Origin of the sequence: Streptomyces thermocarboxydus, assembly GCF_024760485.1 — a bacterium.
GTDB classification, from domain to species: Bacteria; Actinomycetota; Actinomycetes; order Streptomycetales; family Streptomycetaceae; genus Streptomyces; species Streptomyces cellulosae.
The window spans coordinates 118532-137114 of the sequence record NZ_CP058273.1 but is presented as its reverse complement, the minus strand read 5'-3'; the positions used below and the strand labels follow the sequence as shown (position 1 = coordinate 137114).

The window sequence follows — 18583 nt, the reverse complement described above, 5'->3', positions numbered from 1 at the left end:
CGCAATGAGCCGATGAACCGCTTATCTGGATGTTCGAGCATCGGACGATCGCAAGGAGCCCCTCGTGCCGTCACAGCCTGCCGACCCCTCGTACACCGTGCCGGGCCTGAGCACCCAGGACAGCGGCCGGATCATCGAGCTGCTGCAGCGGCGGCTCCACGCCCTCAACGACCTCCATCTGACGTTGAAGCACGTCCACTGGAACGTCGTCGGGCCGCACTTCATCGCCGTGCACGAGATGATCGACCCTCAGGTCGACAAGGTGCGGGACATGACCGACGACCTCGCCGAGCGGATCTCCACCCTCGGCGGCGAGCCGAACGGCACCCCCGGCGCCCTGGTCGCCGCCCGCTCCTGGGACGACTACTCCATCGGGAGGGCCGAGGCGATCGAGCACCTGGGGGCCCTCGACGTCGTGTACACGAACCTGATCGAGGACCACCGGGAGGCGATGCGGGAGACCGAGGAGTCCGACCCGGTCACCCAGGACATGCTCATCGAGCAACTGCGCGGCCTGGAACTGTTCCAGTGGTTCGTCCGCGCCCATCTGGAGTCCAGCGGCGGAAAGCTGAGCACCCGCGGCGCCACCACCGAGACCGGCGCCGCGGGCCAGGCCGCCGAACAGGCCCGCCGTCAGCCCTGACCCGCACCCGAGGGCGCGCGGCCCGCCACGGTCCCGTCCGGACCATGGCGGGCTGCGCGCCTCACACCGCTTCCCGCACCTGCGGTTCCGAGATGCCCGACGCGCGGGCGACCAGCGTGGCGAACTCCCGCCGCACCGTGTCGTCCGCGCCCGTCGCGGCGAAGTGCCGCAGCGCGGAGTCCGCCAGTTCGGCGATCTTCGCCTCCACCACGTCCCGGGCGCCCGTCCGTTCCAGCGCCGCCTGCACGCCCTCCACGGCACGCTCCGGCAGCGCGGTCACGCCGGGGGAGAGGAGCGCCATGGCCTCCTCGTCGCCGGCCGCCCGGCCCATCTCCAGGGCCACGGCCAGCAGATACGTGAGCTTACGGGCCCGCAGGTCGTCGCCCACCGGCTTCCCGGTCAGCGCCGGATCGCCGAACGCGCCCAGCAGGTCGTCCCGCAGCTGGAAGGCGAGCCCCGCGCACCGGCCGGCCGCCCGCAGCGCCGCCGTCGCCTCCTCGTCTGCCCCCGCCAGCGACGCGCCCAGGGCCAGCGGACGCTCCACCGTGTACAGGGCGCTCTTCAGCGTCGCGATCGTCAGCGCCTCCTCGACACCGGACGCGCCGGCCGCCTGCGCCTGGAGGTCGCGGTACTGCCCGGCCACCATCTCCTCGCGCATCGCCCGCCACTCCCGGTATACACGGGGCCCGTCGGGCGTGGCGAGCGCGATCTCCGTCATCAGGTCGTCCGCCCAGGCGAGGGCCAGGTCACCGGCGAGCACGGCCGCCGAGTGCCCGAACGCCTCGGCGCCGCCCGTCATGCCCTCCGCGCGGTGCATCCGCGCCAGGTCCACGTGCATCGAGGGCGCCCCGCGCCGCAGATGGGAGCCGTCCATCACGTCGTCGTGCACCAGCGCACACGTCTGCACCAGTTCGAGCGCCACGCCCGTCCGCAGCAGCGGGCCCGGGTCGCCCGCGCCGCCCCCTGCCCGCCAGCCGCACCAGGCGAACGCCGTGCGCAGCCGCTTGCCGCCGCGCCGCGCGAACGCGCAGACGCGGCCCGCCACGTCACGGGCGAACACGGCGTCGAGGTCGTACGCCTTAGACATCCGGGCGTCCAGCACCTCGCCCAAGACCCGCCCCACGGCCCTGGTGGCGGCGTCGGCGGTGAGGGGTCCACCGGCCCGTTCCGCCGGTTCCTCCGCCGCCGACCGCAGTTCACGCATGCCCAGCCCCTTCACGTCGTCCGTCGCCCGCACCCTGGCGCCCGCCACCGGGTACCCGCGAAAGGGCCGGACGACCTTTCCCGGTTCGCGCGACGGCCCGCACCGGCGCGCCGATGCGTCCACGGAGCACCTCGGGTCCGGACATCAGCGGCGGACGCCCTCGCGCAGCCGGCGGGGCCGCCTGCTCCCCGGCCCTTCCACGCCCTCGGCCGCCGCCAGCGCGATGTTGCGGGCCATCCCGCCGAACACGAGGGCGTGGAAGGGCGACACCGCCCACCAGTACGCGTGACCGAGCAGACCCCGCGGATGGAACAGGGCGCGCTGCCGGTACCGGGTGCGGCCCGCGTCGTCCGTGTCCACGCGCAGCTCCAGCCACGCCAGACCCGGCAGCCGCATCTCGGCGCGCAGCCGCAGCAGCCGCCCCGGCTCGATCTCCTCCACCCGCCAGAAGTCCAGCGAGTCGCCCGCCCGCAGCCGGTGCGGGTCACGCCGTCCGCGGCGCAGCCCCACCCCGCCGACGATCCGGTCCAGCCGCCCGCGCACCGCCCACGCCAGCGGGAAGGAGTACCAGCCGTGCTCGCCGCCGATGCCCTCGATCACCTTCCACAGCGCCTGCGGCGACGCCGGCACCACCTGGTCCCGTTCGTCGCGGTAGAGGCTGCCGCCCGCCCACCGGGGGTCGGTGGGCAGCGGATCGCTGGGCGCGCCCGGCACGGAGGCGGACGACCAGCGGGTGGCGACCTGCGCCTCCCGCACCCGCGCCAGCGCCAGCCGCAGCGCCTCGTCGAAGGGCAGCGGCCGGCCGGGCTCGTCGGGCACGTACCGCGCGATGTCGTGCTCGCGGCACACCACCTCGTGGCGCAGCGACTCGGTGAGCGGCCGGGCGATGGAGGCGGGCACCGGGGTGACCAGCCCGACCCAGTGGCTCGACAGCCCGGGCGTCAGCACCGGCACCGGCACGATCACCCGCCGGCGCAGCCCCGCGACCTCGGCGTAGCGGCGCATCATGTCCCGGTACGTCAGCACGTCCGGACCGCCGATGTCGAAGGCCCGGTCGACGTCCGCCGGCATGGTCGCCGAGGCGACCAGATAGCGCAGCACGTCGCGCACCGCGATCGGCTGGGTACGGGTGTGCACCCAGCTGGGGGTGACCATCACGGGCAGCCGCTCGGTCAGATAGCGCAGCATCTCGAACGACGCCGACCCCGAGCCGATCACGACGGCGGCCCGCAGCACGGTCGCGGGCACCGGCGAGTCCAGGAAGATCCGCCCCACCTCGGCCCGGGACCGCAGATGCGGCGAGAGCGTCTCCTCCGGCACCCCGTACGGGGTGAGCCCGCCGAGGTAGACGATCCTGCGCACCCCTGCCGCGTGCGCCTGTCCGGCGAAGGTGCGGGCCGCGCGGCGGTCGGTGTCCTCGAAGTCGCCGCCGCCGGCGAGCGCGTGGACCAGGTAGTACGCCACGTCGACGTCCCGCATCGCCGCGGCGACGGACGCGGCGTCGGTGACGTCACCGCGGACCGTCTCGACGTCCGGCGCCCAGGGATGGTCGCGCAGCTTGTCGGGGGAGCGGGCCAGACAGCGGACCCGGTGGCCGGCCTCCAGCAGGTCGGGCACCAGCCGTCCGCCGACATAGCCCGACGCCCCGGTGACCAGGCAGTGCAGTCCCGTCCCGCTTCCCTGACCCTGCCCGTCCACGGTCATCCCTCCGCACGCCTCGACGCGACACCTGCGTCGATCCTCACCGCATTCGCCCGTCTCCGCGCGCTGTCCGGCGCCGCGAGGGTCCAAGTCGGCAGGCGGGAGACCTGGTGGCGAGGGCCGTACGGGTGACCGGGCGGGCCGCCGTCACCAGAAGCCGCCCTCGACCCTGCTGCCCGCCCCGACGGCCGTCGTCAGGTCGGAGGCGAGGGCGTGCAGCCACACCTCCACGTCGACCAGATGTGACACGGACGGCGCCGGAATCCGCGTCAGCACCCCCGGCGGCAGCGGCGCCAGCCGTACGGTCACGCCGTCCGCCGGGAACTGCGCCGCCCGCAGCGTCGACGCGACCACCTCGTCCGTCGCCTCCCACGCCCAGGACGCCGCGTCCGACGGCCACGCCGTCCCCTGCGACCAGGGCAGCCAGTAGGCGCCGACCAGCACGCGGGAGCTGAAGTTCAGCGCGGCCAGCCAGTCGGGACCGCCTTCCGGGGCGTGCCGGGGCGGGGGCTCGGTGCGCAGCTGCGCGTACGAGGCGTGGGCGATGCGCCAGTACCGCCGCGTCCGCCGCAGCGCCGCGGCCGCGTCGGCGCGGGTCGTGGGCGCGGAGTGCCCGGTCGCCGCCCGGTCGACGGTGACCCGGATCAGGGGCGCGGTGGCGTGGAACAGGGCGGCGGCGCTGCGCCGCATCTCGCCCCGCGCGCCGGCGGGCCACGCCAGCACCCCGCACACCAGTCCGATCACACTGCCCGTCAGCACGTCGACGATCCGTGCCTCCGCCAGCTGCCAGGTCACCGGGGCGATCTGCGCGAATGCCGTGGACACCACCAGGGTGAACAGCCCCTGGCCCCAGGCGGGCCCGCCGACCGGTCCCACCCAGAAGGCCACCAGCATCGTCGGCACCAGCAGCGCCGCGTAGACCTCGGTCATGTCGCCCGCCGACACCAGCAGCGCACCGGCCGCCAGCGACCCGACCAGCGTCCCCGCCGTCGCCGACCGGACCGCCGACCAGGTGGCGCCCGCCGTGGTGCGGCCCAGCGTCAGCATGCCCAGCAGCACCCAGAACCCGTGCGACAGGTCCAGCGACCCCGCCACCAGCCGGGCCAGCGCCAGACCTGTGGCCGTACGGACCGCGTTCTGGAAGACGACCGAGCGCGGGGTGAGGTGGCCGGCGATCCGCACCCACCACAGCCGGGGCGTGGACGCGCCCGCGTACCAGAACTGCTCCAGCGGCAGCCCGGGCATCGACCGGCGCCGTCCCGTCGCCAGGGACACGGCCGCGCTCACCGTCACGGCGGACACCGCCGCGGCCAGCAGCGTCGACTGCCGCCGCAGCAGCGGATGCGGATCCTCACGCAGATCCGGGGGGACGCCTCGTACGGCCGCGTACTGCGTGATCATCTCCTCGACCCGCTCGGGGCCGGGCGCCGGGCGGGTGCCGCGCAGCGCGGCGGCCTCGTCGGCGCAGGCGGCGGCGAGACCGCTCAGCAGCATGGCCGACGGCCGGCGCGCGCAGCAGCGGGGCGAGGGCGGCGAGCAGGTCGAGGAAACGCGGGTCGCGTAGCCGGCCTGGGCCAGCGCCGCTCCCTCGCCCGGCCCCGGTGGGCCGGACGCGGCCGCCGTCGGGAGAAGCGCAGTTCCGCCCGCCGCGCGCAGCCGCTCGGCCGTCTCCCGGCCGTCGGCGCCACCCTGCAGCAGGCCGTGCGCCGCGTGCGCCGCGCCATCCAGCGCGTCGGCGACCCGGCGCGGTACGACGGCTGTTCGGGCTCGGGCAGCAGCAGCCACTCGCAGAGGATCGTCAGCGTCGCGCCGACGCGAGCCGGCCAGCCGGTCCGGCAGCGTCCCGGGCGCGTACGGCGGGAAGCAGGCCAGGATGTAGCAGAGCTGGAGCGCGGGGACGACACCCGTCACCCGGGGACCGATCGAGGCGGCGAGCACCAGCGTGAACCCCACGACCAGCATCCCCAGCGTGGCCGACCAGGTCGCCGCCGCGAGATACGTGCCGAGCGTGATCAGCGCGGCGCGGCCGGCACGCCCGCAGCACGGTGCCGGAGCGGCGGCGCCCCGAGCCGGGAGCGGTGACATCACCCCGAACGCCACGGGGATGAACAGCGCGTACAGGGCGAACACCGGCCGTCCAGCAGGTCGACGCGGGGGTAGAACCCGGCGACGGCGGCGACCGTGACGCGGACCGCGCGCCGGCCGCGCCCACGGACTCGGCCCGGACGACGGCGCCGGCAGCAAGTCGCCAGGAACGCGCGCGCCCCTCGGGCGTCCCTGGGCCACATGACGCACCATCCTGCCGGGGCCGCACGCCGCCGCTCGCGGACGGCACCGGCGTGCGCGGCGGACCGCCCGACCGGTGGACCGCGGCGGACCGTCCGGCACCCGCGCAGGCCCTCTTGCGCGTCTGTCATGGCACCGTCATCATCGCTACTCGCGGGTATCTACCCGCATAGATCCGCACGGTTCCCGCACGGATCCCCCGCACGGTCACGCTCACGAGCTCCACACGCAGTGCCCTGTCGACCCCACAGTCCCAGGGAGCTCGATCCACGTGAGACCCCGTCACCTCCGCCGCCGCGGCGCCCTCGCCGCCGCGGCGACGACCCTGGCCGTCCTGTGCGCCGGCCAGACCCTCGCCGCACCGCAGGCCGCGGCGGCCCCGCCCGCGGCCGCGCGGGAGCCCGCACCTCGACCGCGTCCGAGTCCACACGGCTCAGGACGCCGCCGCACGGGCGATCGCCGGCGCCCTCACCGACCCCTCCTGGCGCGCCCGCGTCCGCCGGGCCGCCCTGACCTCCGACGAGGTCGCCGTCACGGCCCTCGCCGACGGCGCCCTCCGGACCACCCTCGCCGCGGCCGACCGCCGGATCGCCGCCGCAAGGCCTCGCCCCGGACGTCGGCCCCCTGCTCCGGCTGCGGCTCGGCGACCCTTCGATGCGCGGCGCGCTCACCGCCGGGACGGCACCCTGGGTGGCCGCCGCCACCTCGGACGACGGCCCCGTCACCGCGTACGACAGCGCCGCCGGACCCACCCGCTCGACGCCCGGAAGGCCCCCGCGCGCCCCGTGTACGTCGTCGACATCGACGGCTCCCGCGCCCTGGCCGCCGGCCTGGACGTCCTGCACGAGGAACTCGCCCGCCAGGGCGTGCGGTCCGCCGACCCGGCGGCGCCCGAACCGGCGCAGACGCGCGCCTCGGCCGCCGCCGCGGGCTTCTGGACCACCCGCATCACCGCGGTCTCCCTCTCCGACGACCAGGAACCCTGGATCAAGGGCGACGCCGAGATCTACACCCTCGTCACCGGCTTCGGCCACGACGGCAAGGTGCGGGTCGATCCGGTGGACATGCCGTACCTCGACAACGAGGGCACCGTCTACCGGCCCCAGCAGATCCTGGTCAACTGGTCGTCGTACAAGTACAACCTGGCCGACGCCGTGATGATGGAGGAGGACGGCTCCACCAACTACCGCGACCTCGCCAAGGCCATCGCCGCCGTCCTGCTCACGGTCACCGACCAGGGCGCCTACATCCCGCTGGTGAACGCGGTGCTGGACGCGATCCCGGACGACTGGTGGACGGACGACCCCGACTACGTCGACTCCTGGTACACCCTCGCCCGCACCGACAACGGCACCCGGTACGGGGCGCGCGGCAACGGCTGGATGACCCTGGAGCCGTACTTCGTGCAGGAGCTCTGAGGTATCCCTCGGGGGTCTCGCCGTGAGCCCCCGCTGCCCCGTCCGGACCCGCTGGGCTCGGCAACCGGCGCTCCCCGCCGGAGGCTGGGTACCGGGCGGGGCGGCGCGCGTCGGCCGCCCCGCCCTTGCCGCCGAGCGTGAGGAGAGACCGTGGACGGGCAGGACCGCATCGTGGCCGGGGTGGACGGCTCGCCGTCGTCGCGGGAGGCGCTGCGCTGGGCGGCCCGCCAGGCCGCGCTCACCGGAGGGACGGTGCTGGCGCTGACCTCCTGGGACTACCCGCAGTACCACGGCGCCCTCGGCTGGCTCCCCCCGTCGAGCGGCGACGAGGAGGCCCTGGAGGCCAGGGCACGTGAGGACCTCGTCCGGTGCGTCGAGGAAACGCTGGGCGCGCGTCCGTCGGCGGACGTCCGTACGGAGGTGCAGTACGGCACGCCGGCGAGCGTGCTGCTGCGCGCGGCCCGTGACGCGTCCCTGCTCGTGGTCGGCAGCCGGGGCCTGGGCGGCTTCGCCGGTCTGCTCCTCGGCTCGGTCGCCCAGCACTGCGTGCAGCACGCGGCCTGCCCGGTCGTCGTGGTCCGCGAGGACACCGTCACGAGTGTCGGCGAGGGGGACTGAGCGGTCCGGCTCACCCTCGCACGGCCGCACGCACCAGTTCCCGCGCCAGATCCGCGGCCGCCGTGACCGTCCCGGGGGACAGGGGTTCGGTGGCGACCGCGCCCTCGTGCAGCACGAACAACCGGGTGGCGAGCGCGGCGGGTTCCGGGCAGCCGGCCGCCGTGGCCAGCTCCTCGAACAGGCCTCGCAGCCACCGCTTCTGTCCCGCGGCGACACGGTGCCCGGGGTGCCGAGGGTCGGGCAGTTCGGCGAGGGCGTTGAGGAAGGCGCAGCCCCGGGTGTACGCCGACGTCCAGCTCCGCAGCGCCTCGAACGGCGCGGTGACCGCCTCCTCGGCGCTGCCGCTCGCGTCGACGGCGGCGCGGACCGCCGACCGCCAGCGCCGGTCACGCTCGGCGAGGTACGCCGCCACGACGTTCTCCTTCGACCCGAAGCGGTTGTACAGCGTCCGCTTGGTCACTCCGGAGTGCTCGGCGATCAGGTCCACGCCGACCGCTGTGATGCCGTGCTCGTAGAACAGCTCCGCGGCCGCGTCGACGATGCGGCGCGCGGCCGGAGTCAGGAGAGGAACGTCACTGCTGCTGTCCATGCGCACGGACCTTCACTGATCGGTGTACGGTGGGGTGCAAGAGGTATACAGATCAGTATACCTGCGAGGAGGTGAGGGCCTTGTCCGAGAACATGCGCGCGGTACGCGTCACCAGGCACGGAGGACCGGAGGTGCTGGAGGTGACCGAGGTGCCGGTGCCCCTCCCGGAAGCCGGCGAGGCACTGGTGCGGGTCGCGGCGGTGGCCCTGAACAACACCGACCTGTGGACCCGCGAGGGCGCCTACGGCCGCCCCGGCGACCCGGAGGCCCGCTCGGGCTGGCGTGGACCCGTCGCCTTTCCCCGCATCCAGGGCGCCGACGTGGCCGGCCGGGTCGAGGCCGTGGGGCCCGGCGGCGACACGGGGCTCGTCGGCCGCCGCGTGGTGGTCGACCCGGCGCTCTACGACGGCGACGGCCCCGACGCCCACCCGGTGGGCCTGATGGGAAGCGAACGCGACGGCGGCTACGCCGAGTTCGTCGTCGCCCCGCTGGAGCGGCTGCACGACGTCACCGGATCGCCGCTCACCGACGACCAGCTCGCCTCCCTGCCCACCGCCTACGGCACGGCGCTCGGCATGATCGAACGCGGCCGGCTGCGCGACGGCGAGACCGTCCTGGTGACGGGCGCGTCCGGCGGCGTCGGGCTCGCGGCGGTGCAGATCGCCCGCGCCCGGGGCGCCCGCGTGGTCGCTGTCAGCAGCGGTCCGAAGACCGATGCCGTACGCGAGGCGGGCGCGCACACCGTCGTCGACCGGGCGGGGGACGTCGTCGAGGGGATCCGCGCCGCCGCGCCCGAAGGCGTCGACGTGGCGCTGGACGTCGTCGCCGGAGACCTGGTGGGCGAGGGGGTGCCGTTGCTGCGCGAGGGCGGACGCTGGGTGATCGCCGGGGCGCTCGGCGGCTACGCGGTGACCCTGGACGTACGCCGTCTCTACCTGCACAACGCCCAGGTCATCGGCTCCGCGATGCACACGCCGGCGCACTTCGACCTGCTCATGGACATGGCCCGGCGGGCCGCAGTCGAGCCGGTCGTCGCCGCCGCGTACCCGCTGGAGCAGGCGGCGCGGGCCCAGGAGGAGCTCGCCCTCAGGAAGCATGTCGGCAAGATCGTCCTGCGCCCCGGGGCATCGGCGGCGACCTGACCGCCCGGAGTGTCAGAGCGACCGTGAGTGCACCGGGCTGTTCGCGACCTCCTCCGGGCACTTCCCGTGTTCCGCGCGCCTGCGCCGGTCGCGCAGCCAGTCGTACGCCGCCAGGGCCAGCGACGTCGACATCGCCGCCAGCGCCGCGCACAGCGCGGTGAACAGGGCCACTTGGAAGTCGTCGCTGTGGCTGAGCACCAGGTAGAAGAGGCCCGGCAGGGCCGCCGTGCCGACCGCCGCGCCGAGCCGCTGTCCCGTCTGCAGGGCGCCGCCCGCCGCGCCCGCCATCCGCACCGGCACGTCCCGCAGCGTCATGGTGATGTTGGGCGAGACGACGAATCCACCGCCGATGCCGCCGACGAACAGCGCCGGCGTGGTGAGCCAGGGCGCGTGGTCCAGCGGTGCGAACCGCAGCAGCACGGCGGCGGTGCCGAGGCCCACGATGACGCCGGTGAGACCCCACACGGTGAGCAGTCGCCCGAACCGGTCGACCAGACGCCCCGACACCACCGCGGCCCCCGCCGAGCCGATGGCGAACGGTGTCACGGCGAGCCCCGACTCCAGCGGGGAGTAGTGCAGGCCGTGCTGGTAGAACAGCGCGAACACGAGCCAGACGCCGCTGAAGCCGATGAAGTACAGGGTGCCGACGCCCGCGCCGATGGCGTAGCCGCGCACGGTGGAGAACAGGCGCGGGTCGAGCAGCGGCGTCGTCCCCCGGGCCAGCAGCCGCCGTTGCCGCCGTACGAACACGGCGAGCACCGCCGCGCCGACCAGGAACAGCCACCACAGCCGGCTCAGTCCGCCCGACTCCGCCTGCACCAGCGGATACATGAACGCCAGCACGCCCAGCCCGAGCAGCAGCACACCCGGCACGTCCACATGGCCCCGCCCCGACTTCCGGGTCCGAGGGAGCAGCCGGCGGCCCAGCAGCACGGCGAGGACGCCGATGGGCACGTTGACGTAGAAGATCCAGCGCCAGCCCTGCATGCCGTCGGCCAGGGCGAGGATCGCGCCGCCGACGATCGGCCCGGAGGCGGAGGAGATGCCGACGGTCGCGCCGAAGTAGCCGAACGCCCGGCCGCGTTCGGCGCCGCGGAACATCTGCTGGATCAGCGCCGAGTTCTGGGGCGCCATGAAACCGGCCGCGAGCCCCTGCGCGAGACGCGCCACGACCAGCAGTGTGATGTCGGGCGCGGCGCCGCAGGCCGCGCTGCACAGCACGAAGACGCACAGGGCGATCAGGAAGATCTTCCGCCGGTCCAGCGCGTCCCCGAGCCGGCCCGCCGTGACGAGGGCGAGGGCGAAGGTGAGCGCGTACCCGGACACCACCCACTGCACCTCGGCGGGGGAGGCGCCCAGGTCGTTCTGCACGGTGGGCAGCGCGACCGCCACGATCGTGACGTCCAGCAGGCTCATGAAACCGGCGACCAGCGTCACCCAGAGCGCCCGCCACCGGCGCGGATCCGGCTCGTACACGTCCTCCTGGGCACCGGTCCGCCGGTCACCCGTCCCTGACGCCGACGCAGTCACACGCAGTCCTCTCGCACGGCCCGACAGAGCACACGACCCGACAGGGCACACCGCCCTCAAGGCGCACGGCCCTCAAGGCGCACGGCCCTCAAGGCGCACCGCCCTCAAGGCGCACGGCCCTCAAGGAGCACGGCCCGAACAGGGCGAACATGTTCCCCGTCCGTGCCCTGCGCACACCCGACATTCCGTGAAAAGGCCACCGGTGTGCCGGCCGCTCCGGGCCCGCGGTCAGCCTCCGGTGCTTGCGCGCACCACCAGCCGGTGCGGGACCGTGAGGTCGGCGGCCGGCACGTCGTTGCGCGGGCTGTAGATGCGGTCGGCGAGGCACTGCAGGGCACGCGCCGCGATCTGCTCCTTGTCGGGGGACACGGTGGTGAGCGTCGGGCTCCCGAACCGGCCGTCCTCGATGTCGTCGAACCCGACCACGGCCACGTCCTCCGGCACCCGCAGCCCCCGCGCGTGCGCCGTGTGCAGGGCGCCAAGCGCCAGTTCGTCGCTGAACGCGAACACCGCGTCCGGCTCCGCCCCGGCGTCGAGCAGCTCCGCCATCGCCCGGGCGCCGTCCGCGCGGTGCAGCGCCGCCACCGGGCGCTCCCACTCGGGACGCGGGGAGACGCCGGCACGCCGGAGCGCCGCGCGGTAGCCCTCGGCTCGCAGCTCCGCCGTGCCGTTGCGCAGATGGGGCTGGAGGCCGATCGCGGCGACGCGGCGGCGGCCCAGCGACAGCAGATGCGCGGTGGCCTCCTCGGCCGCGGCCACGTTGTCCACGGCGACCCGGTCCGCCAGCCCCTGCGGACTGCGCTCCCCGAGCAGCACCACGGGCAGCGGGCGGGCCGCCGCCGTGATGTCCTCGGCGGGCAGCGCCCAGGGGCTGATGATCAGACCGTCCATCACCCGCCCGCCGTCACCCGTCAGCAGCCGCCGTTCCGCCTCGGCGTCGCCCCGCGTCTGGTCGATGACCACCGTCCACGACCGCCGGCGCGCCTCGTCCACCAGCAGCCCGGCGAGCTCGGCGAAGTAGGGGGAGTGCAGCTCCGGGATCGCCAGGCCGATCATGCCGGTACGGCCCGCCCTGAGGCTGCGCGCCGCCAGGTTGGGGCGGTAGCCCAGCTCCTCGATCGCCTCCTGCACCCGGCGGCGGGTCTCCGGCGCCACCCGGGCCGACCCGTTCACCACGTTCGACACCGTGCGCGCCGACACCCCCGCGCGCGCCGCCACGTCCTTCAGGCTGCTGCTCACCCGCACATCGTGGCATGCGCCGCCCCTCTGCGGACCAGGCACCCGAAACCCTCCCGCTCCCGGGTATTGCCACGTTGAAATCAACGATGCAACGATGGCGCCCGGCAAGCACCCGGCACTTGTCCGCCGGCGGTTCCGTCGCGAGGAGGCATCCATGAGCCCGCACACTCACCCCACCGTCACCCCGGACGCGCTCGACGTCGACGTCACGGCCGACGTCGAGGCCCTCTACGAGGACGGCATCACCGCCCGCAAGGGCGCGTTCACGCCCGAGTGGGCCGACCGGCTCCGCGAGGACATCGAGACGGCCTTCGAGGAGGCGCGCAGCCGTCCGGGCGGCGCCGTCGGACGCGGCCCCCACCGCTACTACGTGGAGATCCACCCCGAGCAGCTGCGCGGCTTCGTCGACCTCGTCGACCACCCCTGGGTGCGCTCCCTCTGCACGGCGGTCCTCGGCCCCGACTACCGCATCGTCGAGGTCGGCTTCGACGTGCCCCTCGAGGGCGCCGTCAACCAGCCGTGGCACCGCGACTTCCCGATGCCCGAGGAGACCCGCGCCGAACGGCGCCTGACCTCCCTCGCCTTCAACGTCACCGCGGTCGACACCGAGGAGGACATGGGCCCCTTCGAGATCGCCCCCGGCACCCAGTGGGACGACAGCCCGGAGTTCGGGCACGGCATGTTCCCGCCCCGCTCGCACTACCCGCGCTACGAGGAGCGGGCGGTCCGCAAGTACCCGCGGCGCGGCGACATCTCGGCACGCTCCGCCCTGACCATCCACCGCGGCACCCGCAACCACTCCGCGAAGTCCCGCCCCGTGCTCGTGCTGGGCGTCGACGGACCCGAGGCGACCAACGGCGAACGGCACGACGCCGCCGTCACCCGCGCCTACTGGGAGAGCCTCCCGGAGCGGATACGGCGCCACCTGGACTGCGAGATCGTGGACGTGCTGCGGCCGATCACGCAGAAGCACACGATCGAGGGGCTGGTCATGGGCGACGCCTGAACTCCGGGCCGGGTTCCGCCTGACCGGGCGCGCCCCGACGCACAGGCGGACAATCACCACCATGGGCATGTGGGGCAAGCGGGACGACATGGTGGTCCGCGTCCGGGAGCCGTTCAACGCGGAACCGCCCGGGGCCGTGCTCGCCCGCGCCGCGGTCACGCCCGTCGACGCCTTCTTCAGCCGCAACCACGGCCCCGTGCCCCGCCTCGAACCGGCGGACTGGCGGCTCACGGTGGACGGCCTGGTGACGCGCCCCCTGCTGCTGACACCGGACGACCTGCGGTCCCGCTTCGAGGCGGCGGAGGCGACCGTCACCCTCCAGTGCGCGGGCAACCGGCGGGCCGGCCTGACCGCCGTCCGCCCCGTCCCCGGGGAGACGCCGTGGGGACCGGGCGCCCTGTCGACCGCCCGGTTCCGCGGGGCACGCCTCGCCGACGTCCTCGCCCACGCCGGTATCGCTCCGGACGCGGCCCACGTCGCCTTCCAGGCCCCCGACGTCTCCCCGTCCGCCGACCCGCCCCAGCCGTACGAGGTGTCGATCCCGCGCGACCGGGCGCTGGCCCCGGACGTGCTGCTGGCCTGGGCGATGAACGGCGCCCGGCTGCCACCCGTGCACGGCGCGCCCCTGCGCGTGGTCGTGCCGGGCTGGATCGGCGCCCGCAGCGTCAAATGGCTCACCCGCGTCACCGCGCGCACCACCCCCTCCGATGCCTACTTCCAGGCCACCGCCTACCGCCTCCCGCCGACCGCCGACGACCCCGGGGGCGTCACCCTCGGCCCGCTCCCGCTCAACTGCGCCGTCCTCACCCCGTCCGACGGCGCCGTCCTGCCACGCGGCCCCGTCCACGTCGCCGGATACGCCCTCGCCGGCGTGGGCCGTACGGTCGCCCGCGTCGAGGTGTCCACGGACGGCGGCCGCGCCTGGTCCCGCGCCGCGATCGAGGCGCCCGCCGGACCGGGGGCGTGGCAGCGGTGGCGCACCACCCTGGATCTGCCGCACGGCGACGTGCACGTCCTGGCCCGCGCCTGGGACTCCTCCGGCGCGGGCATGCCCGAGTCCCCGGCCCAGGCGTGGAACCCGAAGGGGTACGTCAACAACGCCTGGTCCCGCGTCCGGCTGCGCGTCCGCTGACCGTCCCCGCTGTTTGCCCGCCGCGCGCCGGGAAACTCAGCGTCCATGAGCAAGAAGCCTGGGCGTCGCCTCCTCGGACAGAACCGGATGCTGTGGCTGCTGGACGCGCTGGAGCGCGATCCCGGCCGTGACCAGCTGATCGAAGCACTCACCCGGCGCGTCCGCGCGCTGCCGCTCGGCCGCGTCCGGGACGTGCTGCACGGCACGTGGCTCGGCCACCCCGTGCACCCGATGGCGATCCATCTGCCTCTCGGCAGCTGGATGTCCGCCGCCGTCCTCGACCTCAAACCCGGCCGGTCCCGGCAGGCGGACCTTCTGGTGGCCCTAGGGCTCACCGGGGCTGTCCCCGCCGCCCTGTCGGGCCTCGTCGACTGGGCGGAACTCCGCCGTGAGCAGCAGCGCGTGGGCCTGGTCCACGCCTGGGCCAACACGGCCGCCGTGGGCCTCTACGGCGCCTCCCTCGTGATGCGCCTCAGCGGCAAGGGCGCCAAGGGACGCGCCCTCGGGTACCTCGGACTGACCGCGGTCGGCGCCGGCGGACTGCTCGGCGGCCATCTGGCGTACCGGCAGGCGGCCGGCGTCAACCACGCCGAGGAGGTCCCGCACGTCGTCAGCGACGGCTGGCACCGCGTCGGCGGCGTCGACGAGTTCCCCGCCGGCGAGGCCGTACGGTGCGTCGTGGACGACGTACCGGTGCTGGTCGTGCGGGAGACCGGCGGGGAGGTCCACGCTCTCGCCGAACGGTGCAGCCACCTGGCGGGACCGCTGTCCGAGGGCACGGTCGCCGACGGCTGCGTCCGGTGCCCCTGGCACGGCAGCGTCTTCCGCCTCTCCGACGGCTGGAACGTCGCGGGCCCCGCCACCGCACCCCAGCCCGCCTTCGACACCCGGGTCGTCGACGGCCACGTGGAGGTCCGCCTCCCGATGGAGACAGTCCCGGAGACGCCGTACGCCGGCGACGCGTTCGCGGCCACGTCCGCCGACGGGCACCGGCCCGGGCGGTGAGCCCACGAGGGCTGGCGTCCCTGCCGGGCGTGCGGGAAACCGCCCACCGGGCCGCCGAGCGGGTGGCCCGGTGGCGGGACGCCCCTGCCGTGCACCCCACCGGCGTGCTGTGCTCCGGCACCCTGCACGTCGCCGGGCGCGGAGAACGCCCGTGGGGCGTGGACTGGCTCGACCGGCACGCCTCGTACGCGGCGATCGTGCGCTGGTCCCACGCCCTCGGCACGCCCGGGCGACTGCCGGACGCGCTCGGCCTGGCCGTCCGCGTCGAGGACGCCGGCGGACCGGACCGGCCGCTCGACCTGCTGTTCACCTCCAGCGGTACGGGCCGCCTCGGCCGCCATGTGCCGGTGCTCCGCCCCGACGCGCTCACCGGCGCGTACTCCACGCTGCTGACGTACCGGACGGGGGAGTGCCGGCGGGTGCTCGCCGCCTTCCCGCTGCTCGATCCGCCGCACACGCCGCGCCCCACGCTGTGGCAGGAACTCGCCTGCCGTCCCGTCCTGTTCAGGCTGTGCGCCGCCGCCGGGGACGAGCCCTGGCGGCCGTTCGCGTCCCTCACCCTCGAAGCGGTGCATCCCGCCCCGGCGCAGACCACGGTGTCCTACGACCCCGTCGCCCACAGTCTGCCCGGCCTGCGCCCCGCCGGGCGCCTCAACCGCCTGCGCGACGCCGCGTACGCCGGCTCCCGCCGGGGACGCGGCGCCGCATGACGCGTCCTGGGTGTGTCAGCCGCGCCGACGGGCGGCCCGCACCACCGCCGCGCCACCAGTGCGCCCGTCACCGCCAGGGAGCGCGCCGGCGGTCGGGCGCTGTCCGGCCAGGGTCCCGCAGCCGGTCGTACGCGCTGAGCGGGACGCCCCGCAGCGCGTTGCCGGGCGGACGCCGCGGCACGCCGGGGTGCGGCCGGGTCGGGGCGGTCGCCCGCACGGCCTCCCACGCGGCGCCGATGCGCCGCAGCTTGCGGTCGTCGAAGGCGGTCCGCAGCCGCGGCAGCAACTCGTCCTCCTCGTCGCGGATGTCCTGCCGGATCAGCGCGAACGCCTCCTGGATCCACTCCGCGCGCCGCGGGTCGTCGGGGGAGCGTTCGAGCCGGGCGACGAGGTCGTTGATCGCCTGGTGCTCCTCCTCGACCTGCCGGGTCAGCTCCTCACCGTCGGGAGAGACGCGCCGCAGCAGCGGCCACAGCACGGTCTCCTCGGCGAAGGCGTGACGGAACACCAGCTGGACGACGTCGAGCCACAGCGCTTCGAGTTCGCCGGGCGGGAGGTCTTCGGAGAGGCAGCGGTTCATCATCGCGTCGAGCCGTGCGTGGTCCCGGCGCTGGCGCATCAGGATGCTGTCGTCACCGCCGAGCGCGTCGGCGTCCTGCTCGGAGATCGACACGGCGGGCGCGGTCACGGCCGGCCTCCGGACGGCTCCTCGCCCCGGCACTTCTCGTGCAGGCTGTTCATGGTGGCTCCTCGGGTCGGTTGCGAGCGCCGGGTTCCCTGGAACGGGCGGGCCGAGCAGACCCGTCCGGGCCAATTCCGCAGGCTCCCGATTCCCCTGGGGCCTGTGGCTCAGCCGACCGGCCAGCCCGCCACCAGGCTCCTCGCCGGCTTCTCCTCCTGGGGCCGCACCTGACCCTTGCGGATGACGCCGCGCCACGCGCCGGACTCCTGGCCCACGCCTTCGATGAACTGCTTGAAACGGGCCAGCTCGGCCCGGATCAGCCGCGGCGTCACCGGCGACCGGTGCAGCAGGTGCCGGCGGGTCGGGCGGGCCACGGACCGCAGGCGCACCACGATCCGTGTGCGGTTCGGGGCGAGGGCGTGGAACTCCACCTCGCCCCGGTGCCCTGCCCAGCGGCCGAGGCCCTGCCAGGCGATCAGCTCGTCGGGATGCTGCTCGACGACCTCCGCCAGGTACGCCCGGGTCGCCCAGCCGGTGCCGATCTCCCACCGGGTGAGGTTCGGGCGGAGCTGTTCGACGCCCCTCACCCAGCGCATGAAGCGCGGGAAGGTCTTGAACTGGGTCCACTGGTTGTAGGCGGTGTGCACGGGAACGGCGACCTCGATCGCCTCTTCGACGGACTGCGCGGATGCTCCAGGCATGGCCCCACCTGTCGGTTCGGGTTTCTTCCTCAGTGTGCCCCGCATGCCGCACCGCTACCACGCGTCTCTACGCGGCCGCCCCTCGCGCACGCCGTCAGCCGATGCGCACGCCCGCCCCGCCGACCCGCACCCGTGGGTCGCCCGCGCGCAGCGTCACCGTGAGTTCGCCGGGGCGCCCCAGGTCCTCACCCTGACGCAGCGTGAGGACGGCGTCCTCGGGCACCAGCCCCAGCTCACGGGCGTACCCGCCGAACGCGGCGGCCGCCGCCCCCGTCGCCGGGTCCTCCACGACACCGCCCACCGGGAACGGGTCCCGTACGTGGAACAACGTCGGCGACTCCCGCCACACCAGCTGCACCGTCGTCAGGTCCAGGCGGTGCATCAGCGCCTCCAGCCGCGCGAAGTCGTAGTCCAGGTCGGCCAGACGGGCGCGGGTGGCCGCCGCGAGCACCAGATGGCGGGCGCCCGCGTAGGCGATGCGCGGCGGGAAGGCCGGGTCGAGATCGGCGGCCGGCCAGTCCAGCGCGGCCAGCGCCTCCGCCAGATCGGCGTCGGCGGCCTTCTCGACGTGCGGTTCGACGCTGGTGAGCGTGGCGCGCAGCGCGCCGTCCTCCGCGGACGTCACGTCCACCGGCACTGGCCCCGCCTGCGTCGCGAACAGCAGCGGCCCCGGACCCTGCCGCTCGGCGAGCGCGACCGCCGTAGCCACGGTCGCGTGCCCGCAGAACGGCACCTCGGCCTTCGGACTGAAGTAGCGGATGCGGTACGTCCGTCCCTCCGGGCCGTCCAGCCCCTCCGGCGGGGCGGTCAGGAAGGCGGACTCCGAATATCCGAGCTGTGCGGCGACGGCGAGCATCTCCCCGTCGTCCAGTGCACTGGCGTCCAGCACCACCCCGGCGGGGTTGCCGCCCGCGGGGTCGCCGGAGAAGGCGGTGTAGCGCAGCACCTCGGGCCGCGAACCGGTCGTCGTCATACGC

At 75.0% G+C, this 18583-nt stretch carries 17 protein-coding genes; 8 read left to right on the top strand and 9 right to left on the bottom strand.

All coding sequences use genetic code 11. The features are described from left to right. Positions 1-64 precede the first annotated feature (64 nt). On the top strand, positions 65-643 hold the full coding sequence (locus AY578_RS00630; protein WP_019523075.1) for a Dps family protein: 579 nt from the start codon (positions 65-67) through the stop codon (positions 641-643). A gap of 61 nt (positions 644-704) precedes the next feature. Here AY578_RS00630 and AY578_RS00625 read toward each other — a convergent pair whose 3' ends face one another. The 3 genes from AY578_RS00625 to AY578_RS00615 all read right to left on the bottom strand — a co-directional run bounded on the left by AY578_RS00625 (position 705) and on the right by AY578_RS00615 (position 5678). After that, positions 705-1847, bottom strand: coding sequence for a polyprenyl synthetase family protein (locus AY578_RS00625; protein ID WP_026243556.1), 1143 nt, complete (start codon positions 1845-1847; stop codon positions 705-707). A gap of 144 nt (positions 1848-1991) precedes the next feature. Beyond that, on the bottom strand, positions 1992-3551 hold the full coding sequence (locus AY578_RS00620) for an SDR family oxidoreductase (protein ID WP_019523073.1): 1560 nt from the start codon (positions 3549-3551) through the stop codon (positions 1992-1994). Between the two features lie 144 nt (positions 3552-3695). Continuing rightward, entirely contained in the window at positions 3696-5678 is a 1983-nt protein-coding gene (locus tag AY578_RS00615; protein WP_258901597.1) for an FUSC family protein, read from the bottom strand. 941 nt (positions 5679-6619) lie between these two features. Here AY578_RS00615 and AY578_RS00610 point away from each other — a divergent pair. Together AY578_RS00610 and AY578_RS00605 are read left to right on the top strand one after the other, a co-directional pair. Next, entirely contained in the window at positions 6620-7252 is a 633-nt protein-coding gene (locus AY578_RS00610) for a DUF3103 family protein (protein ID WP_258901596.1), read from the top strand. A 150-nt stretch (positions 7253-7402) separates the two neighbouring features. After that, on the top strand, positions 7403-7870 hold the full coding sequence (locus tag AY578_RS00605; protein WP_019523070.1) for a universal stress protein: 468 nt from the start codon (positions 7403-7405) through the stop codon (positions 7868-7870). Positions 7871-7880: 10 nt separating this feature from the next. Here the strand turns inward: AY578_RS00605 and AY578_RS00600 are convergent, their stop codons facing one another. Then, positions 7881-8459 (bottom strand): TetR/AcrR family transcriptional regulator, encoded by a 579-nt coding sequence (locus tag AY578_RS00600; RefSeq protein WP_258901592.1) that lies wholly within the window; start codon positions 8457-8459, stop codon positions 7881-7883. Between the two features lie 92 nt (positions 8460-8551). Here AY578_RS00600 and AY578_RS00595 point away from each other — a divergent pair, with 92 nt between their 5' ends. Beyond that, positions 8552-9601 (top strand): zinc-binding dehydrogenase, encoded by a 1050-nt coding sequence (locus tag AY578_RS00595; protein WP_037778307.1) that lies wholly within the window; start codon positions 8552-8554, stop codon positions 9599-9601. A 12-nt stretch (positions 9602-9613) separates the two neighbouring features. Here the strand turns inward: AY578_RS00595 and AY578_RS00590 are convergent, their stop codons facing one another. Continuing rightward, the gene (locus tag AY578_RS00590; RefSeq protein ID WP_258901590.1) at positions 9614-11131 is read right to left on the bottom strand and encodes an MFS transporter; all 1518 of its coding nucleotides are present in this window, start codon (positions 11129-11131) and stop codon (positions 9614-9616) included. 228 nt (positions 11132-11359) lie between these two features. Continuing rightward, on the bottom strand, positions 11360-12370 hold the full coding sequence (locus AY578_RS00585; RefSeq protein WP_028958895.1) for a LacI family DNA-binding transcriptional regulator: 1011 nt from the start codon (positions 12368-12370) through the stop codon (positions 11360-11362). Between the two features lie 154 nt (positions 12371-12524). Here AY578_RS00585 and AY578_RS00580 point away from each other — a divergent pair, with 154 nt between their 5' ends. From AY578_RS00580 to AY578_RS00565, 4 genes are all read left to right on the top strand, one after another. Continuing rightward, positions 12525-13376, top strand: coding sequence for a phytanoyl-CoA dioxygenase family protein (locus AY578_RS00580; protein WP_019523065.1), 852 nt, complete (start codon positions 12525-12527; stop codon positions 13374-13376). A gap of 61 nt (positions 13377-13437) precedes the next feature. Then, complete coding sequence (locus tag AY578_RS00575; RefSeq protein WP_258901587.1) at positions 13438-14508, top strand: sulfite oxidase; 1071 nt, start codon at positions 13438-13440, stop codon at positions 14506-14508. 45 nt (positions 14509-14553) lie between these two features. Next, a complete protein-coding gene (locus AY578_RS00570) occupies positions 14554-15513 on the top strand; it encodes a Rieske (2Fe-2S) protein (RefSeq protein WP_136237927.1) in 960 nt (319 codons plus the stop codon). A 29-nt stretch (positions 15514-15542) separates the two neighbouring features. Beyond that, on the top strand, positions 15543-16223 hold the full coding sequence (locus AY578_RS00565; protein WP_037952919.1) for a hypothetical protein: 681 nt from the start codon (positions 15543-15545) through the stop codon (positions 16221-16223). 67 nt (positions 16224-16290) lie between these two features. Here AY578_RS00565 and AY578_RS00560 read toward each other — a convergent pair whose 3' ends face one another. The 3 genes from AY578_RS00560 to AY578_RS00550 all read right to left on the bottom strand — a co-directional run bounded on the left by AY578_RS00560 (position 16291) and on the right by AY578_RS00550 (position 18579). Beyond that, a complete protein-coding gene (locus AY578_RS00560) occupies positions 16291-16911 on the bottom strand; it encodes a hemerythrin domain-containing protein (protein WP_258901585.1) in 621 nt (206 codons plus the stop codon). Positions 16912-17072: 161 nt separating this feature from the next. Then, a complete protein-coding gene (locus tag AY578_RS00555; protein WP_019523060.1) occupies positions 17073-17606 on the bottom strand; it encodes an SRPBCC family protein in 534 nt (177 codons plus the stop codon). 94 nt (positions 17607-17700) lie between these two features. Further along, on the bottom strand, positions 17701-18579 hold the full coding sequence (locus AY578_RS00550) for a PhzF family phenazine biosynthesis isomerase (RefSeq protein ID WP_019523059.1): 879 nt from the start codon (positions 18577-18579) through the stop codon (positions 17701-17703). Positions 18580-18583 lie beyond the last annotated feature (4 nt).